Raw genomic sequence first — 21,078 nt, forward strand, 5'->3', positions numbered from 1 at the left:
TGGGTGTGTGTACTACTGACCGCAGTGAGGATGAAAAGTTGGGCGGCAGTGTAGCTCAGCGTCGGTATTGCGACCAGTCGTGATGGGGATCACCAAAAACTAAGAAGTGGGGGTTGAGCAGCGAGGCTTTTGTGTTGTAGCGCAGCGGTTTGAGATTGAGGTGGGTGATCTGGCCTCCGGCTTCTTCGACGATGCACTGTGCGGCGGCGGTGTCCCACTCGGAGGTGGGGCCGAGGCGGGGGTAGAGATCCGCTGCGCCTTCGGCCACCAAGCAGGATTTGATCGAGCTGCCCATGGGGATGATGCGGTGGGGTGGCAGGGCGGCGATGTAGTTTTGCTGGCGCGGCCCGCCTGGGTTGCTGCTGCTGGCGAGGGTGACGTTGTTGAGATCCAATTCCCGCGTCTGAATGGGAAAGGCGCTGTCGCTGCTGTTTTGTCGCCACGCTCCGGCGTTTTGGTGGGCGTAATAGAGGTGCCCAAAGACCGGCACATAGATCACCCCTAAGATGGGCTGGTGGTTGTGAATCAGGGCGATGTTGACGCTGAATTGATCGCTGCGTTTGATAAATTCACGGGTGCCGTCGAGGGGGTCTACCAGCCAGTAGGTCTGCCAGCGGCTGCGTTCCAAAAAGGAGACGTGGATCGATTCTTCGGAGAGGATGGGGAAAGCGGGCAGCAATTTTTCCAGCTCGGCGACGATCAGGTGGTGGGCAGCGTAGTCGGCGTTGGTGACGGGGGTTTCATCGTCTTTGTGTTCGATCTGTAGTGAACGGCTGCTGTTGTAGACCTCTAAAATCACTTCACTGGCCTGTTTGGCGATGCGGATGCTGGCTTGGCAGAGGGTGGCTAAGGGGAGGTCTGGCTTCATAGTTAGGTGCTGGTGGTTTCAAAAACCTACCATAACCACCTTGGGCAGCGTTGACAATGGGGATGCGTAGGAGTGTGATGGCTTTGGAAATGAGTGCTGTTAGGAAGAATAATTCTTGGTGGAGTAGGTTCAAATGGAAATTTGAACACATGTGCTCCCTTAAAAAGAGGTCTGTTATGCAAGAAATCATAGGTGTTAATCACATTGGCATCCGAGTCAGCGACATGGCTACCGCACGGGCTTTTTATGAACAACTGGGGTTTGTGTTTTTGGTCGGTCCCATTGGTCCTGAGCCGGTGGCAATTATGGAACATCCGTCAGGGGTGAATATCAACCTGATCCTTAATGCGGATGCAGGGCTGGGCAATAATATTTTGATGGATGTGGCAGAGCGATACCCGGGTTACACCCACGTTGCTTTGGATGTGAATGATTTGAAAGCGGTGCAAAAGAAGATTGAAGCGTTGGGCGTTATCATTACCGAAGGGCCGATTGAATTGCCCAACGGTGGCACGATGCTGTTTATCCGAGATCAGGATAGAAATGTCATTGAGTTCCATCAGAACGGCTGATGTTGGCGGTGTGATCACGGTTCGGTGTAGCTGTGAGATGCGCCGTTTTTTTGTTAAATTGCGTGTCATTTGAAAATGTACATGGAGAGGATGAACGATGGAGATAGAAAAACCCACAGATAAAGAAGGTTATTTGGTCGATCCAGATGACTGGAATGCCGATGTTGCGATGGCTTTGGCGGAAACGGAAGGGCTTGAGTTGATCGAGGGGCATTGGCCGGTGTTGCATCGAATGCGGGAATATTATTATGAACACCGGATTGCGCCTGACATTCGCCATATGATGAAATTTGTTGCCGATGAAAATGAGTGCAATAAAAAGGCTGCAAAGCAAATTATTTTCGAGCTGTTTCCCTACGGGTACGTCAAACAAGCGTGTAAGTTGGCCGGTATGAAACGGCCTCGGGCGTGGAGTTCGGGTTAAGAGTTGGATTACGCTTGAAAAAAGTTACAACACCCCCCGCTCGGCCAAGGAAACCGTCACCCCATCGCCGACAATAATATGATCCAAAACCCGAATGTCCACCAAGGCCAAAGCTTGCTTCAGTCGTTGGGTAATGGCTTCGTCCGCTTGGCTCGGTTCCGCTACTCCTGAAGGATGGTTGTGCGCTAAAATGACCGCCGCCGCGTTGTGTTTCAATGCCGCTTTCACCACCTCTCTTGGGTAGACATTCGCGCCATCAATGGTGCCGCGAAACAGCGGTTCATAGACAATCACTCGATGGCGATTGTCGAGAAACAGACAAGCAAAAATCTCATGAGGCGAGTCGCGCAACTGGCTGAGCAGGTAGTCTCGGCTCGCTTGCGGTGAGGTCAGGCTGTCTCCGCGCTGCAACTGCTCCAACATGTGGCGGCGACTCATCTCTAAAACCGCTTGCAGTTGGGCGTATTTGGCGCTGCCCAAACCTTTGCTCTGGCAAAATCGTTGCTGATCGGCTTGCAGCAGTGCGCGCAAACCACCGTGTTCGTGTAACAGCTCCCGCGCCAGATCAACGGCAGTTTTTCCGGGAATGCCGGTGCGTAGAAAAATCGCCAGCAGTTCGGCGGAAGAGAGCGCCGGTGCGCCTTGGGCGAGTAATTTCTCACGGGGACGCTCTTCGGCGGGCCAATCGGTGATGGCGATGGTTTACTCCTTGATGGTTTTTGGTGAGAATGAGTTTCAGCAAATATCAGACCCGTTCACTACTTTGGAGCATGTTGTCTATGGCCTTTCTGCTGGATCAAAAAATCGTCTTGGGTGTCAGCGGTGGCATTGCCGCTTACAAAAGTGCGGAATTGGTGCGCTTACTGAAAAAAGCCGGAGCGCAGGTGCGGGTGGTGATGACCGCTAATGCCAGCCAATTTGTTACCCCTCTGACGTTGCAGGCGCTCTCGGGAGAGGCGGTGCGCAGCGCGCTGTTTGATGCGCAAGCAGAGGCGGCCATGAGCCACATTGAGCTGGCGCGTTGGGCGGATCTGATTTTGATTGCGCCGTGCAGTGCCGATCTGATGGCCAAATTGGCCAACGGTCTGGCAGACGATCTGCTTAGCACCGTGTGTTTGGCCAGCGAAGCGCCGATCTGGCTGGCTCCGGCGATGAATCGCGTCATGTGGAGCAAAATGGTGACGCAGGTCAATGTGCAGCGGCTGCGTTCTTTTGGTTTTCATCTGCTGGGGCCGGGTTCCGGTGAGCAGGCCTGTGGCGAAGTGGGTGTGGGGCGCATGTTGGAGCCGCAGGCGTTGCTGGCAGAGGTGGTGGAGTTTTTCAGCCCCGTTGAGCCTTTTTTAGTCGGAGTGAAACTGCTGATCACCGCAGGTCCAACCCATGAAGCAATTGATCCGGTGCGCTACATCAGTAATCGCAGCTCCGGCAAGATGGGCTTTGCTTTGGCACAGGCGGCGGCGGAAGCGGGGGCTGAGGTGAGCTTGGTGAGTGGGCCGGTTGCACTGGCCACGCCTGCGGGGGTGTTGCGTACCGAGGTGGAAAGCGCGCTACAGATGCACACGGCGGTTATGCAGCAGGTGGTTGGGCAGGATATTTTTATCGCCTGTGCAGCGGTGGCGGATTATTGTTTAGAGCAGCCTAGCGCAGAGAAGATTAAAAAAAGCAGCAAGGAGTTGGTTTTGCAGTTGCGGCGCAATGCCGATATTTTGGCCGAGGTCTCAGCTCTGGATGAAGATGAGCGCCCTTTTTGTGTCGGTTTTGCCGCTGAAACGGAAAATCTTGAGCAGTACGCGCTGGATAAAATGCAGCGTAAACGTTTGGATCTGATCGCCGCCAATTGGGTCGGTGTTGAGGACAGTGGTTTTGAATCCGATAATAATGCGCTGCATCTGTTCTGGCCAGGTGGGCAGAAAAAATTACTGAAGAGCAGCAAACTGGAAATCGCACGGCAGCTATTAGAGGTGGTGGTTGAGCGTTTTGATCAGAGTGATGGGTGAGATCCAGATCTTGGTGGCGCTGATTTTTTTAGTGATTGATGGTTGGTGGGTAGAGAGTGCAGTCGGAAGGCAGTTGTACCTCAAGGCTAATGGGCAGGTGGTCTGATTCGCTTGGCAGCACCTCGGCTTTACTGACTTTTATTTCTGGAGTAACCAAAATGTGGTCGAAATTCTTTCTTGGTTGCCAACTGGGCCAGGTATTAAAGTAGAGTTCCGGTTGTTGCAAGTTGGCCATCTCAAAAAAGAGCCGCATTTCGCTGCTCTCTAACGAAGTGTTGAAATCGCCCATAATAATGGCGTGCTCAAAACGGCGCAAAATACGCGCGATGTAAAGCAGTTGTTTTTGCCGTGCCCGTTTTCCCAGCGCCAGATGAACCACCATCACCGCCAATTTTTTACCGTCTGCACCAAACTTTAACAACAACGCGCCTCGTCCAGGCACTAAGCCCGGCAGTGCCAATTGGCTCACCGAGTGTGGTTGCAGACGTGAGATGGCTCCCAAGCTGTGGCTGGCCAGATGACCAATACGACGGTTGGTGCGTTCGTGCCAGCAGGGGAAGTGCGCCAGTTTGGCCAGTTGCTCGGTTTGGTTGATAAAACCGCTGCGCAGACTGCCTGAATCACTCTCTTGCAGTGCCACTAAGTCGTAGTGTTCAACCTGTTTGGCAATGGCGACGAGGGTTTCGCTGCGGCCTTTGTAGGGCAGCAGGTGTTTCCAGCCGCCGGTAAAGTATTGACGATAGGTACGGGTGGTGATGCCCACTTGGATGTTGTAACTGAGCAGCCGCAGTGACTGCCTTGTTTGCTGAGGTGCTGATGCGCTGCTCGATTCCATGAGGCGGGCTTCCAGTTTAGGGTTTGGCTGGCTGAGGTAGCAGAGCCAACTCTTCGGCCACCAGCTCGTCGATAATGCCGACCATGCGCGGGTAGCTGCCCGCCAAACTGCCAGAGGTGCGGTATTTGCCGTTGACGATCACTGCTGGCACACCTTGAATCCCCGATGCTTTGACTAACTGCTTGCTGCGACGAATTTTGGTTTCGACGGCAAAAGAGTGCATGGCTTCTTTAAAGGCTTTTTCATCCATACCGAGTTCGGTCACAAAATCGAGAATGGCATTTTCTGTGTAGATTTTGCGTTTCTGTTTGTGCATGGCACTGAAGAGGGCGTGATGAAATCGCCCCATCAGATCCAACATTTGAGCGGCATAAAAGGCGCGTGCGTGTGGTTCCCATTTTGGGTTGAAGATGGCGGGGATTTGGGTGAAAAGGGTGTTGGCGGGTTTTTTTTTGTGGCCCAGGCATTGATGTGGGGTTCAAAGTCGTAACAGTGAGGGCAGCCGTACCAAAAAAATTCAATGACTTCGACTTTATCTGCGGGGTGTGAGAGGGGGCTGGTCAGTGGCTCGTACTCTTCGTAGGCTTCGGCTGCCAAGGAGGAACCTGCAACCATGAGGCTGAGAGTGGCTGCAAAGAATATGGTTAATAATTTTCCCATGGATTTTATCTCTAAGTAGTGGGGGGTCACATTTTCGCCGCAGATCGGCATTGGAAAGTGTAACCCAGATCAAAATAACATCATGCTTAGGAAAGTAAATTGTGTGATCAACTGCTCAATTTTTGTCCAATTAAGCCAGTGTCATGCCATTTACTTGCTGCTGAGACGCTGAGTGTTTGTTTTAGTTCGTGTTGATAAAAATAAAGGCAGTGAAAAGCCACTCCCTTTTTGACCTTGCTTACTAATCGACCGGCTGCTATTGCAAGCCAGAGATGTATTCAGCGACTTGTGCGATCTGCTCTGAAGTCATGTGTTTGGCCACGTTACGCATCATTTTACCGGCGTCATTAGAACGAGTGCTTGCTTTGAAGTCGTTTAACTGTTTGATGATGTAGGCGGCGTGTTGACCGGCCAGACTGGGGAAATGAGCGGCAGGATTACCGTGACCGGTGGGGCTGTGGCAGCCTGCGCACGCAGCAACACCGATGTCGGTGATGCCGCCACGGAAGATGGTTTCACCCGCTGCGGCTTTGGCTGCGTCAGAAGCGGCTCCTGGGGTGGCGGTTTGGGATGCAAAGTAGGCGGCTAAATCAGACATGTCCTCTTCGCTTAAACCGGCAACCATACCGGCCATGGTGGGATCACTGCGCACGGTGCCTGCTTTGAAATCAACCAGTTGTTTGGTGAGGTAACCTGCGTGTTGTCCAGCGAGTTTGGGAAACATGGGTACCATGCTGTTGCCATCAGTGCTGTGGCAACCGGCACAGAGTGCGGATTTTGCTTTGCCAGCGGTAGCATCATTGGCGGCGAAAACAGGGTTGGTTAGGCTGATGGCAAGACAAGCAATACCGGCAAAAAAAGACTTGTTCATTTTTACTACACTCCGTGCATCCTGGGACATAAAAGTTCTAACGCCGATCATCTGCGTTGAATTGTGATTTGGAAAACCCGCAAATTTTACCAAAGTACTCGCCACAATCAAATTCCTCAAGGCTCGAAAGTGGCCTAAATGAGGTAAAAGTGCAGAAAAAATTACGTAACTGGCTAAAATGCGGCACAGATCAACATAATTATGTTGATAATGGGGTTTGCCCTTTCTCGTTTTAGGAGATGTATCGTTCATGAATTCAGCCTATTTTTCCGCAGAGTTCGTTATCAGCGCCAATAAATTGTCGCAATTGCCGCCGAGTTTAGCTGAGGTGGCGTTTGCTGGTCGTTCCAATGCAGGCAAGTCCAGCGCGATCAATGCCATTACTCGCAATCATAAATTAGCCCGTACCAGTAAAACCCCAGGTCGGACGCAGTTGATGAATTATTTTACCGTCGCTGAGGAGGTCTATTTGGTGGATCTGCCCGGTTACGGTTATGCCAAGGTGCCCGCCAGCATGAGGGCGCATTGGAAAAATACCTTAAAGACCTACTTTGCTGAGCGAAAACCCTTAAAGGGGTTGGTGGTGGTAATGGATGTGCGGCTGCCGCTCACGCCTCAGGATTGGAATATGGTCGAGTGGAGCGTTCAGTCGGGGGTGGCACTGCACATTTTATTGACCAAAGCGGATAAATTGAGTCGCAATGCGGCCAATGCGGTGTTGTTTAAAGTCAGAGATGAATTGGAGTCAGAGGGGGTTGAGGCTACTTTACAGCTTTTTTCGGCACTGAAAAAACAGGGGGTGGCGGATGTGCATCAGGTGTTGGATGAATGGTTAATGCCTGCAACAGAGGCTTGAAAAAACAGCCCCCAAGGTAACTTACCTTGGGGAAAATAGATGACCCAGCTGGGAAGCTGGAACTTGGTCAGGGGAGCCAAGCCATCACCCGCCTTTGGGATAAAGGTGAGTAGCGTTGAATTTCAACACTTGAGAGATCAGAGATTGTGGCTGTGAAAAAGTTCACCTTTCCGTTTTCGATAAGATGCTTTTATGCTCACATATTCATATGTAAGAGGAATGTGAAAGAAGACTTGTATAGTGGTTTTTTATTGTAGATATGTTACGTAATAGCTTGAATAACCAAGTTTTTGTTAAGAGTTTTTTAAGTTTTTGACAACTTAAAGCGTCCATTTTAGGCAAGTGTTAAAGGATGAAAAGTATGAGCGGTACTCATAACCATCGTGTAGATTTTCGATTCGGGATTGAAAAGTGTGTGCTGTTGCTGTTGGGCGCTTTTTTCTCCCTGCCGGTTTTTTCATCTTCTTCGCCTGAAACTCTTGATGCATTGCCTGCCAGTTTATTGGCTGCGGTGTCTCAAACGTGGGCGCAGCCATCGTGGCGGCTGGTTAATGGAGTGGCCGAACGTAGCATGAATGGACATCATTCGATGGATTATCGCTTGAGTGCTCAGGCATTGAGTATCAAAAGTGCTGTGGGTGAGGTGCAGATGTCTTTACACTCTTACGGTGATGGCCAGCAGACGATTTTCGCAGAAACGCCCTCTTTGCAGGTGAATGGCAAACGCTTGGAAAAACAGTACCAACAGTTGACCGAATGGTATCTGGACAGCCCATTGGGTTTGGAGCAGGGATTTACGTTTGCTCAACCGCTCTCTAAACAGCGTGGCGAGCTGATTTTGAACTTGGCCTTCTCTGGCAGTTTGACTCCACAATTAAAAGATCAAACGTTGCACTTTCTGGATGGAAAACAACGTTCTCAACTGACTTACGACAAACTGTACGCTTTTGATGCTACGGGACGTGAATTGCCTTCCCGCATGGTTTTGGCGGGCAATACCTTGAGTTTGCGTGTGGATGATCGAGATGCGATTTACCCCGTGGTGGTTGATCCGCTTTTTTCTCCGGTGAGGCTGGTTGATAGTCGGGGTATTGCCGGTGATCGTTTTGGTTTGAGTGTGGCAATTGATGGCAGTACGGCGGTTGTTGGAGCTGATTCCGTCGGGGCTGCGGATACCTTTGGAGCGGCGGTGGTTTATGAGAAACAGCACGGAATTTGGCAAGAGGTGGCTCACCTAAATACAGCTACTTCGTTTGGGGATCGTTTGGGCTACAGTGTCGCCATCAGTGGTGACACCATTGTTGTGGGTGCTTGGGATATGCCCAATGGTGCCGCAACTCAGCCTTCTGTTTATGTTTATGTGAAAGGAGCCAATGGCTGGCCTACGGTTGAGACGGCGCGTTTACGTCCACTAGATCCGCAGTTGGCTCTGTCTGGTTCGACTCGTTTTGGTCATTCGGTTGATATTTCTGCAGGTGTGGTTGTGGTTGGCGCACCGAGTTACGACGTAACACCACCGGTTGGTATTTTGTGTAAAGGGCTTGCGTCTCAAGGTGTTGATGCGGGAGCCGCGTTTGTCTTTGTTAGGCCGGTTGCAGGCTGGAGTGGCTCACAGAATGAGGCTGTCATGTTAATGGACGGTGATGCCTGTGACAGTGATGCACTGGGCGTGAGTGTGGCCATTGACGCAGACACGGTGGTGCTTGGCGCTCATGGTGATGATGGTGGTGTGTCAGGTTTTGTGGATGCGGCCGGTTCGGTTTATGTGTTTGTTAAGCCTTTAGCAGGCTGGCATTCGCCTACGCCCTTAACTGAATCGGCTACCTTACGAGCCTTTGCGCGTGAGGGTACGGCTCACTTTGGTTTCAGTGTTGATGTCTCTAACGACGTGGTGGTGGTGGGCGCGTTTGGTGATCCAAATAAGGTTGGAGTCAATACCAGCAGCGGTTCAGGGGCGGCGTTTATTTTTGAGAAACCCCTTAACGGCTGGATGGGATTGTTGACGGAAACGGTGAAACTGAATGCCGCAGACAGAGCGGGTAAAGATAATTTTGGTCACAGTGTTGCCATCTCGGCGGATACGGTGGTGGTGGGTGCGCCGCGCAGCGAAGAGGCTGTGCTAGCACCTTTGGTTGCGGAGGTTGATTCCGGTGCAATGTATCTGTTTAGCAAACCGGTGGCGGGCTGGGCGAGCGGTGCCGTTGGCGGTGTAATGATCTCCAGTGTGAAAAAGTTGGCAGCAACACCGGCCAGCGGTGATTTGTACGGTTATTCTGTGGCGGTCTCTGGCAATGTATTGATCGCTGGTGCGCCCTCGTGTACGGGTATTGAGATGACGGCGTTTGGCAGCGTTAAGCAGTGTGCTTTAACGACAGCGGTGCCGACGTTTATTGCAGGCACGGGCATGGCGTATCTGTTTGACAGTGTGGCCGCATTGAATGTGGTTAAAACAGACAGTACGGCCTCTGGAGTCGTGAGTCGAAGCAGTGCCAATAAGGTGGTGCGTTTGAGTCAAGGCGTGACCTACACTCTGTCGATTACCAACAGCGATCCTTTGGTTGATGCGACTCAAGTGGTGTTGACGGACGTGTTGCCAGCCAATGTAAGCTATCAATCGGCGGCGGTGACACAGGGTACGGGTAGTTGCGTGGAAGCAGCCGGAACGGTGAACTGTACTTTTGCTCAAATTCCGAGTAATTCAGGGGTTGCCAGTGTCAGCATTGTGGCAACGGCACCGGCCAGTGCGCAACGCATTAGCAACACAGCCAGTATTGAGTATCCAGAAGACGATACCAATTTGAACAACAATCAAAGCAGTGTGAGTACTGAGGCAAACGCTCAGCCGTTGGCGAACAATCAGGGTTTGAGCCTGTTTGAGGATGTGACCAAAAACGGTTTTGTTATTGGCAACGATCCCGATGGAGGCTCGGTAACCTATAGCATCAATCAACCGGCCAATGGCACGATTACCAATATCAATGCGACAACGGGTGCGTTCAGTTACACACCGAATGCTAATTTTGTTGGAGTTGATACGTTTATCTTTAGCGCTGATGACCAACATGAACCTTCTGTACTGGCGACGGTGACGGTAACGGTGGAAAATTTGCCCGATCCGCCGGTTGCTTTGGATGATACGGCAACCACCTTAGAAGATACCGCGATCTCTATCAGCTACGCCGATTTATTGCTAAATGATACGGATCCTGATTTGGGACAAACAGCGTTGTTGATTGTCGCCAGCCACGATCAGTTTAGTGCCAACGGTGTTGCCATAGCAGCGACCGCAGGCGGCCTTGTTTATACTCCGGCGTTGAATTCCCATGGTTCAGACCATTTTAGTTATGTGGTGAAGGATCCTGATGGCCATCAGGATGTCGGTACGGTGAGCATTACGGTGACCTCTGTCGCCGATGCTCCGGTGGCGGTGAATGATGTCATGGTGTCGCTCAATGGCGCGGTGATACAAAATTTCAGTGTGCTGGCCAATGACGAGGACATTGAAGGTTTGGGTCTGGTAGTGACATCCAATACCACTCCAAGCAACGGTCAGTTGTTGTTAAACAGCGCCAATGCCACATTTACTTACACGCCTAACCCTGGTTTTAACAACGGTCAAGACAGCTTTACCTATACCTTGAGCAATGTGGGTATCAGTGATCCGGCATTGAGTGCAACGGCAACGGTTTATGTTGTGGTGAGTACCACGGCACCCTTGGTTCATATCAGCAGTGAAGATACGGTGACCACCGTGGCAGGATTAAATGCTCAACTGTTAATCGGTGAAGTAAACAGTATGACCAGCAGTGCTCAAGGTGGCACGGTGGTGAGGAATGCCAATGGCACGGTCTCTTATACGCCGCCGCTGAATTTTTTCGGTAATGATACCTTTGGTTATCTGGATGTGAATAATAACGCTGGCAGTGTTGATTTGACGGTGACGGCAGTGAACGATGCACCTGTTGCGAATAATATGCCCTCTTTGATTGTCAATGAAGATACAGTAAAAATCGGTCAGTTGGCTGGCTCCGACGTTGATGGTGATGCGATTACCTTTCAAGCCGGACAGGTGTCTGCTAGCGGTGGTTCCGTGGTGGTTAACCCTAATGGCACCTTTGTCTTTACTCCAGATGCCAACTTCAATGGGCTAGGCGTTTTTAACTTTGTAGTGGTAGATGACAAGGGTGCCAGCTCACAAGCGGTAACGGTTACCGTTAATGTGATTCCGGTGCCTGATCCACCGACAGCAACGGAAGATCTTTACAGTGTTGATGAAGATGCTGTTTTGATAGGAGATCCAAATGTAAACAGTCAGATTGATGGTCTGTTAGAAAACGATGTGGACATTGATAATTCACTGAATCCGACCTTCAGTGTGGTGGGTTTTGATGCTCGTAGTCTTAAGGGTGGTACGGTCAGTGTTGAGGCCAACGGTAAATTCAGTTACACACCCGCAAAAGATTTTAATGGTGTAGATCGCTTCCAATACACGATTACCAATGGCTTGGCGCAAGGTACAGGAACGGTAACCATCACGGTCAATCCGAGTCGAGATGCAAACATTGCGGCAGATGTTGTAGAGGATATCGTTTTTAATGGCAGTTTCACCACAGCTAATTTATTAGCCAGTAGTTCATTGGCTGCTTTGGCCACGATCAGTGTGGATCAAAGCAGTGCCAATGGCGGCACGATTTTGGATCACGGTGACGGTACGTTCACCTACACACCGGCGGCGAACTTTGCTGGCAATGACAGCTTTACCTACACTATTACCGATTCGGTTACAGGTTCGAAGGAGGTTGCTACTATCAGCGTTACTGTGGCGGCCAAACCGGTTGTTACGAAGAGCGGTGGCGGTGCGTTGGCTCCTTTGATGTTGTTAACACTGTTTATACTGCTGATGCAGAGACGGCGTTTTTTGCGCTGAGGCAATTTGAACTTTGATGAAAAAACCCCGCAACTGCGGGGTTTTTTTATGCCTGTTTCAGTCCCGTCTCAGTTTCGCATCCACCGCCATTGGAGTGGGATAAAAACGTACGATCCAATACGAAGAGATGGTGAAGCTGATAATGGTGGCGGCTTGAATCAGGTATGAGCCTTTGGGGCTGAGCAGTTCGGTTTCCGAAGCCACGATGGCCACCAACAGAGCAAATTCGCTGATTTGGCCTAAGCGTACCCCTATTTCGTGAGCACTTTTTTGTTGTTCACCACCCTGTTGAAGCAGCCGCTTGAATAACCACGGCTTAAACAACAGCGAGAGCAGCGCCAAAGCCAAAGCGGGCAGCAGCACGTCAGGCAGCATCGCTAAATTAAAGCCCGCACCGAGGGCGAAAAAGAACATCACCAAGAAAAAGTCTCGCAGCGGTTTGAGGTTTTCGGCGATATAACGGGCGATGGGGTTGGTAGCCAAGGTAATACCGGCGATAAAGGCACCGATCTCGTGAGAGAGGCCGATCACTTCTGCCAGTTCGGCCAGACCTAGACACCAGCCGATGGCGAGCAGAAAAATATACTCTTTGATTTGATCAAAAGACATCAACAGGTGAGTGATGACGTATTTGGAAAAATAATAGGCAAACAGCATCAGCGCAGGCAGAGAAACGAGCAGCAGTGCCATGTCGATCCAGGGGTTGTGGCTGTTACCAAAGCCTTGCAGCAACAACAGAACGGTGATGGCGAGCATGTCTTGCAGTAGCAGCACGGAGACGATCACCTCGCCCATGCGCTGGTGATGCAGTGCGGTGGTGGGCAGCAGTTTTAGGCCGATAATGGTGCTGGAGAACATCATCGCTGCGCCGATCAGCAGGCTGTCCAGTAGCGCAAAACCAAACAAAAACGCCACCAGAAAACCGAGCAGAGCAAAGGCCGCGGAGGAAATCAGAGTGATCAAGGTGGCTTCGCGCAGCAGCCGTTTCAGCTCTTGCGGCTCCAAATTGAGTCCGAGTAGAAAGAGCAGAAAAATAATACCCACATCGGCAATGTCGCGAATCAGGCTGGGATCGGAGACCAGTGACAGCCCCGAAGGGCCAAACAGCAGGCCGATGGCAATGTAGGCCACCAACAGTGCTTGCCGAGCGTAGAGCGCGAGCGTGGCCAGCAGAGCGGCACCACTGAAGATAAGAAAGATCGAAAAAATAATTGAATCGTGCATAAGGCTGGATAGGACTTCCTATTTTTATCCTGCTGCGGTAGCGTAGCAGATCATTTTCGAGCCGCTGCGAGACGACCCATGAACAATCCTGCTGCACCTAAGACCATTTATCTTAAAGAGTACCGTCAGCCGAACTACTGGCTGGAGGAGGTGGCCTTGCGTTTTGAATTGGAGGATCAGGCCACGCGCGTCTACTCCGAACTGAAATTGCATCGCAACAATGAGGCGACAGACAACCTCTCTTTGTGGTTGGACGGTGAAGCTTTGGAGCTGAAATCGCTGGTCATTGACGGTCGCAGGTTAACAGAGAACGAATATCAAATCTCGGAAAATGGCCTGTTGATTCATGCCGTGCCGGAGAGGTTTTTATTGCAGGTTGAGACGCACATTTATCCACAAAAAAACAGCTCGCTGGAAGGCTTGTATCGCAGCAGTGGCAATTTCTGCACCCAATGCGAAGCACAGGGCTTTCGAAAAATAACCTACTACCCTGATCGCCCCGATGTGATGGCCACCTTTACCACCACCCTCGTGGCGGATAAAAAAGCCTATCCGGTGCTGCTTTCCAACGGCAATAAAACCGATTCAGGTGAGCTGGATAACGGTCGCCATTGGGCAACGTGGCACGACCCCTTTCCCAAACCCAGCTATCTGTTCGCGTTGGTGGCCGGTGATTTGGCACAGATTAATGACACCCATACCACACCCGATGGACGTGAAATTGCGTTGTCCATTTTTGTTGAACATCACAACCGCGATAAATGCGCTCACGCCATGACTTCATTGCAAAAAGCGATGTTGTGGGATGAAGAGACCTTCGGGTTGGTTTACGATCTGGACGTTTACATGATCGTGGCGGTGGATGATTTTAATATGGGCGCGATGGAGAACAAGGGCTTGAATGTCTTTAACTCCAAATACGTTTTGGCCAATTCCGATACGGCCACCGATCAAGATTTTCAGGGCATTGAGGCGGTTATCGGGCATGAATATTTTCATAACTGGACCGGCAACCGCATCACCTGTCGGGATTGGTTTCAGCTTAGCCTTAAAGAGGGCTTGACGGTTTTCCGTGATCAGGAGTTCAGCTCTGATTTAGGTTCGCGGGCAGTGAAACGCATCGAAGATGTGCGCATGTTGCGCGCCCGTCAATTCCCTGAAGACAGTGGCCCGATGGCGCACCCGATTCGCCCTGAAGCCTATATGGAGATCAATAACTTCTACACCCTGACCGTCTATGAAAAGGGCGCTGAAGTGATTCGGATGCAGCACACTTTGCTGGGTGAGGCGGGTTTTCGTAACGGTATGGATCTTTATTTTGAGCGTTTTGATGGTCAAGCGGTCACCTGTGAGGATTTTGTCACCGCGATGGCCGATGCCAATGGCCGTGATATGAGCCAGTTTATGCGCTGGTATTCGCAAGCGGGTACGCCTCAGTTGCAGGTATCAGAAGCCTTTGATGCGGAGAAAAAACAGTACCGCTTAACTTTTAAGCAGCAAGCTCCCACTACACCTGGGCAGCCTGCTGATGAGAAGTTGCCGTTGCAGATTCCGCTGCGTATGGGTTTGCTCTCGTCCAGTGGCGAGGCGTTGCCCTTGCGGTTGCAGGGTGAAACAGAAGCCGATGGGATTGAGCGGGTGTTGGAGATCACGGAGGCCGAGCAGAGTTTTGTCTTTGAGGATATAGAGAAGCAGCCTCATCCCTCTCTGTTGCGCGGTTTTTCAGCGCCAGTGATTTTACAGATGCAGCGCAGTGATGAGTCATTAGCTTTGCAGATGGCGCACGACAGCGATGCCTTTAATCGTTGGGAAGCGGGGCAGCAGTTTGCTCAGGGTTTGCTGCTTAAGTTAGTCAAAGCAGTGCAAAGCGGTGCAAAATTGCAGTTGCCTGAGGCATTTGTGGCGGCTTTTTCCAAATTATTGCAAGAATCTGCCGCCGATCCCGCTTTTGCCGCTGAAGCTCTGACATTGCCGTCGGAGTTGATGTTGGCTGAGCAGATGGCGGTGATTGATGTGGATGCCATTCACGCGGCACGTGAGTTTGTTCGTGTGGCGTTGGCAAGAGCGTTAGAGGGGCGTTTTACGGCGGTTTACCAAGCCAACCTGACCGAGGGTGACTATTCACCGGATGCTCGTTCCATCGGCAAACGGCGGCTGAAAAACGTCGCGTTGGCCTATCTGGTGAGTCTGCAAAACGAGGCAGCTCTGGAGCTTGTTGAGCAGCAGTTTGCAGCGGGCAGCAATATGACCGATGTGATGGCGGCGTTACAGGCTTCGAACGGGGTGGCGGGAGAGGTGCGCGAAGCGGCCTTAAGTCGTTTTTATCAGCAGTGGCAGCAAGACCGTTTGGTGATGGATAAATGGTTTAGTTTACAGGCGATGGCGCAGTTGCCTGACACACTGGAGCAGATCAAAGCCTTGCGCCAGCACGTTGATTTTGATCTTAAAAACCCGAATCGGGTGCGCTCGTTGTTGGGGGCTTTTGCGATGAGCAATCCAGTGGTGTTTCATCAACAGGATGGCGCAGGGTATCGTTTTTTTGTGGATCAAATTATTGAGCTGGATCGATTCAATCCGCAAATTTCGGCGCGCTTGGCCACAGCTCTGAGTCGCTGGTCACGTTACGATAAAAACCGCCAAGGATTGATGAAGGGGCAATTACAGCGCCTTGCCGAGCAAGATCTATCCAAAGATCTGTTTGAGGTGGTGAATAAAAGTTTAAAAAACTAAGGGGAAGAAGAGCATGAAGAGATTTTTAAGTAGAAAAAACAGCGTATTAGCGCTGTTGTCGATGTTGCTTTTGTCGCCGATGAGCCTCTGGGCACATCACACGGAGAGCCATTTTGATGACAGTTCTCCGCATAAAGTGGTGTATCAACTGAATAAAGCCGATCCGGCTTATCATGATCACATTCTCTTTTCAGTGGGGGCGGTGCTGCGTAAATACGGCGACGATGTGGAGATTGTGGTGGAGGTGTTCGCTGAGGGGATTCATCTGTTGGCTAAAAATCCTAAGCGCCCTGTGTCGGAAAAAGTGCAGCAAAAAGTACGTTCGTTGGCCGATTACGGCGTGGCGTTTCATGCCTGTGAGAATACGATGAAATCCTTGCAGTGGGAGCAGAAGGATATGCTTGATTTTGCTAAAGTGGTTCCCAGTGGGGCAGATGATCTGATGTTGTTGCAAGAGCGGGGATTTTCCTACATTAGCTGGTGACTTTGATAGTTTTGGTGTGCTTTAGACTTTATTCTTAATTATTGAGATGTCGGTCACAAAATACTCGCAAGAGTCGTACTGCTTTTAAGACTGGATTCAGCTGAATGTCATAATCTGAACTTGTTTCATATATATGACACTCAAGGAAGACAGTACTTCTGCACTTTAGCTTTTGGGCGTTTTTAGAGCAAAGAGAGGCGGAAATGTTGCAGGGTGGTTGAGTCTTGGATAGACAATCAAAGGTGCGCCGTTATGTCAGTAATGTTTTATGTTGTGGTCGGAGTGGTAAGTGTTGTTCTGTTGTATCAGTTTTCCTTCTATTTTTCGTTGTTGCGGATGAGAGGACGGCGAGTCGTTGATATGGCGAACACGTCTTTTTTTAAACCGAAAGGTCGAGTGTTGCTCTACTTTTACAGTGATCGCTGTGCGCCGTGCCGTGACATGACCCTACTGGTGGACGGTTTGATGTTGGAAAATGACAATGTGGTCAAGTTGAATGTGCAGGGTGATGCAGTCCTGGCGCGCGCTTTGGGCATTCGTGCCACCCCCACTTTTGTGGTGGTGGACGATGGCAAAGTGAGCAATGCTCTATTGGGTGCGCAAAGCATTAAAAAATTACGCTCCCTGTTGAAGCGTGTTGTCGGTAAGACATCGCTGTCTTCAGTGCAGCCGATGTAGCGTTTGTGTTTACTCTGAGGTTTTAAGCCGTTGCAGTTGTTTTTCAATCCGTTTGACTGAGATGGGTGCCGTTGTTCCTAGTTGCTGAGCAAAGAGTGAAACCCTCAGTTCTTCTAACATCCAGCGCAGTTTTTCCAGTTCAGGCTGTTGTTCCAATGGCCTATTTCGCTGTTTTTCCAATTGAGTTTTACAGGCTTGCCAGAGCGGTTGCAGAGTTAGACGGTGCTGTCGATCTTTTGTTGGCGCACGTTCCAGTGATTCCAGTCGGCGTAAAATAGCCTGCAAGTAACGTGGGTAGTGGCGTAAATTCTCCAGTGGGATTTGAGGCAAAAAACCGGCGTAGATCAGATGTGCCAGTTGCTCTTTGATTTCAGTGATGGCTTCGAGTTGATTGAGGGGGATATTGCCTTTGATTTTCACCTGAATGTTTTGGTAATGGGTCAGAATTTTTTCCAGCAAAGTTGTTAACTGATTGCTCTGCTCCATTAACTGGCTTTTGCCTAATTCAAGCTGTTTATAAAATCGTTTCCTCTCTTGTGGTTGCGGTTTTGAGCGGACAAAAGCGGTTAAAATAGCCGCGTCGATCAAATCTTCTTTCAGTTGAGCGCAGTTATCGATGCGGTGGTAGGAAAGACAGAGTTTTTGGATGTTGGGCAGTTTGCGGCGCAGGTATTTGAGCGGCTCGTTGAGCTGCATTTTGTAGAGCTGACACAGCCCTGCGGGCATTACCGCTTGGGCTTTTTCTTTGCTGGAAAACAGCCTCAGCGCGAGGTTTTTGCCCTCTACATTCAAAGCGGGGTAACCGATCAGAGTGATGCCGTTTTGTTCCAGTTCCAGTGATTCGGGCAGTGTGCCAAAGTCCCAAGCTGTGATGTTAGTTTGTTCAAAACCGTGCTCGGGCGCTTGGCTGATGCTGGCTTCCACTGAGCTTTCCAAACCCTGTTGCAGTTGTTTTAAATCGCGCCCTTGTTTGAGCAGTGTGCCTTTAGCATCGACGATTTCAAAACGCATCTGCAGGTGCAGAGGCACGTTGGCGGGTTGCCAGCTTTCGTTTGGAACACGAACACCGCTCATGCGTAGCAGATGATCCGCCATTGCCTGTGACAGCGGTGTGTTGGAGGGAGTGAGTGCCTGTAAACACGCTTGGGCGTAGTTGGGTGCGGGGACAAAATTACGGCGTAGATTTTTTGGCAGTGATTTGATCAGCGCGATCATTTTCTCTTCAAGCAGGCCAGGTACCAGCCACTCGCAGCGCCCAGAGGGGATCTGATTGAGTATCGCCAGCGGTACTTTCAGGGTGATGCCGTCATCGTCACTGCCCGGTTCAAAGTGGTAGCTCAAGGGCAGGTGTGCTCCAGCGACGTCAAACTGATCGGGAAAACGCTCGTCTGTGACCTGTTCGGCGTCGTGTTGCATCAGCTCTTCGACTTGCAGATGCAGCATCTTAGGCTCGTTTTGCTCGGTTTTTTTACGCCAGCGTTCAAAGGCGGGGCCGTTATAGATCTCGCTAGGAATACGCTGGGCGTAAAAGTCGTAGAGCTGCTCTTCGTCGATTAAAATATCGCGGCGGCGTGATTTGGCTTCCAGTTGTTCAACTTCGGCTAACAAGGCTTGATTGTGGTGGTAAAAGTCGGCTTTGGTCTGATAGTTGCCGTTTACCAAGGCTTCACGCAAAAATATTTCATGAGCTTCAGCGGGGTTGATGGGGCCGTAGTTGATGCGTTTTTTTTCATTGATGATCAGACCGTAGAGCGCGCTTTTTTCGTAGGCGCCTACTTGGGCGTTGCGTTTTTGCCAGTGGACTTCAAAGTAGCTGCGGCTCAGCAGCTCGGGGGCTATTTTTTCAATCCAGAGCGGATCAATTTTAGCCACGGTGCGGGCGTAGACGCGGCCTGTTTCGGTGACTTCAGCGGACATGATCCATTTGGAGCCTTTTTTAGCCAGTCCAGAGCCAGGGAAAATGTGCAGTTTGCGATTGCGGGTACCGAGGTATTCTCGCTCCTCGCCTTTGAGAGCCACATGACTGATCAAGCCGCTTAACAAGGCACGGTGAATGGCATCGTATTCGGCTTCGCTGTCGTTGCTGCGATGCTTCATTTCACTCATCAGGCCACGTAATTGTTTGTGGGTTTCGATCCATTCGCGCATGCGTAGGTAAGAGACGAAGAGGCTTTTGCACTGTTTGCGCAGCCGGTTTTGTGACAGCTCACCAGCCAGTTGTTGGTAGTGGTTCCAGAGGTTGAGCAGGCTGAGGAAGTCCGACTGCGGATGCCGGTGCAGGGCGTGAGCTTGGTCGGCGGCCTGTTGTTTTTCCAGTGGTCGTTCGCGGGGGTCTTGCACTGCCAAGGCGCTGACGATGATCAACACTTCTTTGAGGCAGCCCTCTTGATCGGCGGCCAGCAACATGCGCCCCAGTCGTGGGTCGATGGGCAGCCGTGCCAGTTTGACTCCTAAGGGGGTCAATTGGCGCTCTGAGTTGACTGCACTCAGCTCGTGCAGCAGGCGGTAGCCGTCGTTGATCAGGCGGTGGTCGGGGCTATCGACAAAGGGAAAGTGGTCGATTTTGCCCAATTTGAGGCTGCTCATCTGCAAAATCACTGCCGCCAGATTGGTACGCTGGATTTCCGGTTCGGTAAATTCAGGTCGTTGCAGAAAATCTTCTTCATCATAGAGTCGAATGCAGATACCGGCGGCGACACGTCCACAGCGGCCTTTGCGCTGATTGGCGGAGGCTTGTGAGACTTTTTCAATGGGTAGGCGTTGCAGTTTGCTGCGCAGGCTGTAACGGGAGATGCGCGCCAAGCCGGGATCAATTACATAACGAATGCCTGGCACGGTCAGGGAGGTTTCGGCGACATTGGTGGCCAGCACGATGTGGCGGCCTCGATGGGGTTTGAAGATCTTCTGTTGCTCGCTGTTGGAGAGACGAGCAAACAGGGGCAAAATTTCGGTGTGCGGCAGGGCGTGACGACGCAGGGCTTCGGCGGTGTCGCGGATTTCACGTTCGCCTGCGAGAAAGATCAAAATATCGCCAAGGGGTTCGCGGCTCAGCTCATCTACGGCATCCAATATGGCTTGGTTTTGATCGCGGTCTTGTTCGTCGTTTTGATCGTTGTAGAGAGGGCGATAACGGACCTCTACCGGATAACTGCGCCCTTCGACGTTGAGAATGGGGGCGTTGTGAAAATGGCTGGCAAAGCGTTCGGGGTCGATGGTGGCGGAGGTGATGATCAGTTTGAGGTCGGGGCGTTTGGGCAGCAGTTGTTTGAAATAACCGAGCAGAAAATCAATGTTGAGGCTGCGCTCGTGGGCTTCGTCGATGATCAGGGTGTCGTATTGCCACAGCAGTGGATCGCTCTGAATCTCCGCCAATAAAATGCCGTCGGTCATCAGTTTGATGTAGCCCTGTTGCTCGCTGATCTGGCTGCCAAAGCGGACTTTATAACCGACACTGCCGCCCAGCTCGCTTTTTAGTTCGTCGGCGATGCGGGCGGCAACGCTGCGAGCAGCCAGACGGCGCGGCTGGGTGTGACCGATGAGACCTTTACAGCCACGCCCCAATTCCAGACATATTTTTGGCAGTTGAGTGGTTTTGCCGGAGCCGGTTTCACCGCAGAGAATCAGAACTTGGTGCTTCTCGATGCAGGCCATGATCTCTTCTTTGGCGGCCACGACCGGTAGATTGTCGGCGTATTCGGGCTTGGGGCTGTTTTCGATGCGCTGAGCAAGGCGTTGTTGAGAGGCGGTGATCTGCGTTTGCAGTTTTTCCAGATCGTGGATGTGGGGTTTGCCCTGTTGGGCGCGTTTTTTCAACCCGCGCCAGCGGCGTAGAAAGTGGGGCTGATCTTTGAGTAGGCAGGTTTGAAAGGTTTTATGTAGGTTGTTTAAAACAGTCACGGGGAGCATCCAGAGCAGAGTGTGCCTCGCAGGGTAAAAAGTTAGCTGCGAAAGG

15 protein-coding genes are annotated in these 21,078 nt (G+C 51.2%); 8 read left to right on the plus strand and 7 right to left on the minus strand.

What is annotated here, in order from left to right; genetic code table 11:
• Positions 1-55: 55 nt before the first annotated feature.
• Positions 56-868, minus strand: coding sequence for a 3'(2'),5'-bisphosphate nucleotidase CysQ (gene cysQ, locus Q9O24_05860; protein ID MDQ7074674.1), 813 nt, complete (start codon positions 866-868; stop codon positions 56-58).
• Between the two features lie 176 nt (positions 869-1,044).
• On the opposite strand from cysQ, the gene Q9O24_05865 reads away from it, so the two are divergent.
• Complete coding sequence (locus Q9O24_05865) at positions 1,045-1,440, plus strand: VOC family protein (GenBank protein MDQ7074675.1); 396 nt, start codon at positions 1,045-1,047, stop codon at positions 1,438-1,440.
• Between the two features lie 97 nt (positions 1,441-1,537).
• Positions 1,538-1,864, plus strand: a complete 327-nt coding sequence (locus Q9O24_05870; protein MDQ7074676.1) for a TusE/DsrC/DsvC family sulfur relay protein — start codon at positions 1,538-1,540, stop codon at positions 1,862-1,864.
• 24 nt (positions 1,865-1,888) lie between these two features.
• Here the strand turns inward: Q9O24_05870 and radC are convergent, their stop codons facing one another.
• Positions 1,889-2,563 carry a DNA repair protein RadC gene (gene radC / locus Q9O24_05875; protein MDQ7074677.1) on the minus strand — a complete coding sequence of 225 codons (675 nt, stop codon included), beginning with the start codon at positions 2,561-2,563 and terminating at the stop codon, positions 1,889-1,891.
• A gap of 80 nt (positions 2,564-2,643) precedes the next feature.
• On the opposite strand from radC, the gene coaBC reads away from it, so the two are divergent.
• The gene (coaBC, locus tag Q9O24_05880) at positions 2,644-3,861 is read left to right on the plus strand and encodes a bifunctional phosphopantothenoylcysteine decarboxylase/phosphopantothenate--cysteine ligase CoaBC (GenBank protein MDQ7074678.1); all 1,218 of its coding nucleotides are present in this window, start codon (positions 2,644-2,646) and stop codon (positions 3,859-3,861) included.
• 28 nt (positions 3,862-3,889) lie between these two features.
• Here coaBC and Q9O24_05885 read toward each other — a convergent pair whose 3' ends face one another.
• From Q9O24_05885 to Q9O24_05895, 3 genes are all read right to left on the minus strand, one after another.
• Complete coding sequence (locus Q9O24_05885; GenBank protein MDQ7074679.1) at positions 3,890-4,696, minus strand: endonuclease/exonuclease/phosphatase family protein; 807 nt, start codon at positions 4,694-4,696, stop codon at positions 3,890-3,892.
• Between the two features lie 16 nt (positions 4,697-4,712).
• Positions 4,713-5,057, minus strand: coding sequence for a DsbA family protein (locus Q9O24_05890; GenBank protein MDQ7074680.1), 345 nt, complete (start codon positions 5,055-5,057; stop codon positions 4,713-4,715).
• A gap of 555 nt (positions 5,058-5,612) precedes the next feature.
• Positions 5,613-6,227: a c-type cytochrome gene (locus Q9O24_05895; protein MDQ7074681.1), complete on the minus strand. Its 615-nt coding sequence runs from the start codon at positions 6,225-6,227 to the stop codon at positions 5,613-5,615.
• 250 nt (positions 6,228-6,477) lie between these two features.
• Between Q9O24_05895 and yihA the strand changes: the two genes are divergently transcribed.
• Positions 6,478-7,083, plus strand: coding sequence for a ribosome biogenesis GTP-binding protein YihA/YsxC (gene yihA, locus Q9O24_05900; GenBank protein ID MDQ7074682.1), 606 nt, complete (start codon positions 6,478-6,480; stop codon positions 7,081-7,083).
• 361 nt (positions 7,084-7,444) lie between these two features.
• On the plus strand, positions 7,445-12,010 hold the full coding sequence (locus tag Q9O24_05905) for an Ig-like domain-containing protein (protein ID MDQ7074683.1): 4,566 nt from the start codon (positions 7,445-7,447) through the stop codon (positions 12,008-12,010).
• 57 nt (positions 12,011-12,067) lie between these two features.
• Here the strand turns inward: Q9O24_05905 and Q9O24_05910 are convergent, their stop codons facing one another.
• Positions 12,068-13,234 carry a cation:proton antiporter gene (locus Q9O24_05910; GenBank protein MDQ7074684.1) on the minus strand — a complete coding sequence of 389 codons (1,167 nt, stop codon included), beginning with the start codon at positions 13,232-13,234 and terminating at the stop codon, positions 12,068-12,070.
• Positions 13,235-13,312: 78 nt separating this feature from the next.
• Here Q9O24_05910 and pepN point away from each other — a divergent pair, with 78 nt between their 5' ends.
• The 3 genes from pepN to Q9O24_05925 all read left to right on the plus strand — a co-directional run bounded on the left by pepN (position 13,313) and on the right by Q9O24_05925 (position 17,126).
• Positions 13,313-15,964, plus strand: coding sequence for an aminopeptidase N (gene pepN, locus Q9O24_05915; protein MDQ7074685.1), 2,652 nt, complete (start codon positions 13,313-13,315; stop codon positions 15,962-15,964).
• Positions 15,965-15,977: 13 nt separating this feature from the next.
• Positions 15,978-16,448: a DsrE family protein gene (locus Q9O24_05920; protein MDQ7074686.1), complete on the plus strand. Its 471-nt coding sequence runs from the start codon at positions 15,978-15,980 to the stop codon at positions 16,446-16,448.
• A 252-nt stretch (positions 16,449-16,700) separates the two neighbouring features.
• Positions 16,701-17,126, plus strand: coding sequence for a thioredoxin family protein (locus tag Q9O24_05925; protein ID MDQ7074687.1), 426 nt, complete (start codon positions 16,701-16,703; stop codon positions 17,124-17,126).
• A 9-nt stretch (positions 17,127-17,135) separates the two neighbouring features.
• Here the strand turns inward: Q9O24_05925 and hrpA are convergent, their stop codons facing one another.
• Complete coding sequence (gene hrpA / locus Q9O24_05930; GenBank protein MDQ7074688.1) at positions 17,136-21,023, minus strand: ATP-dependent RNA helicase HrpA; 3,888 nt, start codon at positions 21,021-21,023, stop codon at positions 17,136-17,138.
• Between the last annotated feature and the right edge of the window lie 55 nt (positions 21,024-21,078).

Source organism: Gammaproteobacteria bacterium (genome assembly GCA_030949385.1).
Taxonomy (GTDB): domain Bacteria; phylum Pseudomonadota; class Gammaproteobacteria; order JAUZRS01; family JAUZRS01; genus JAUZRS01.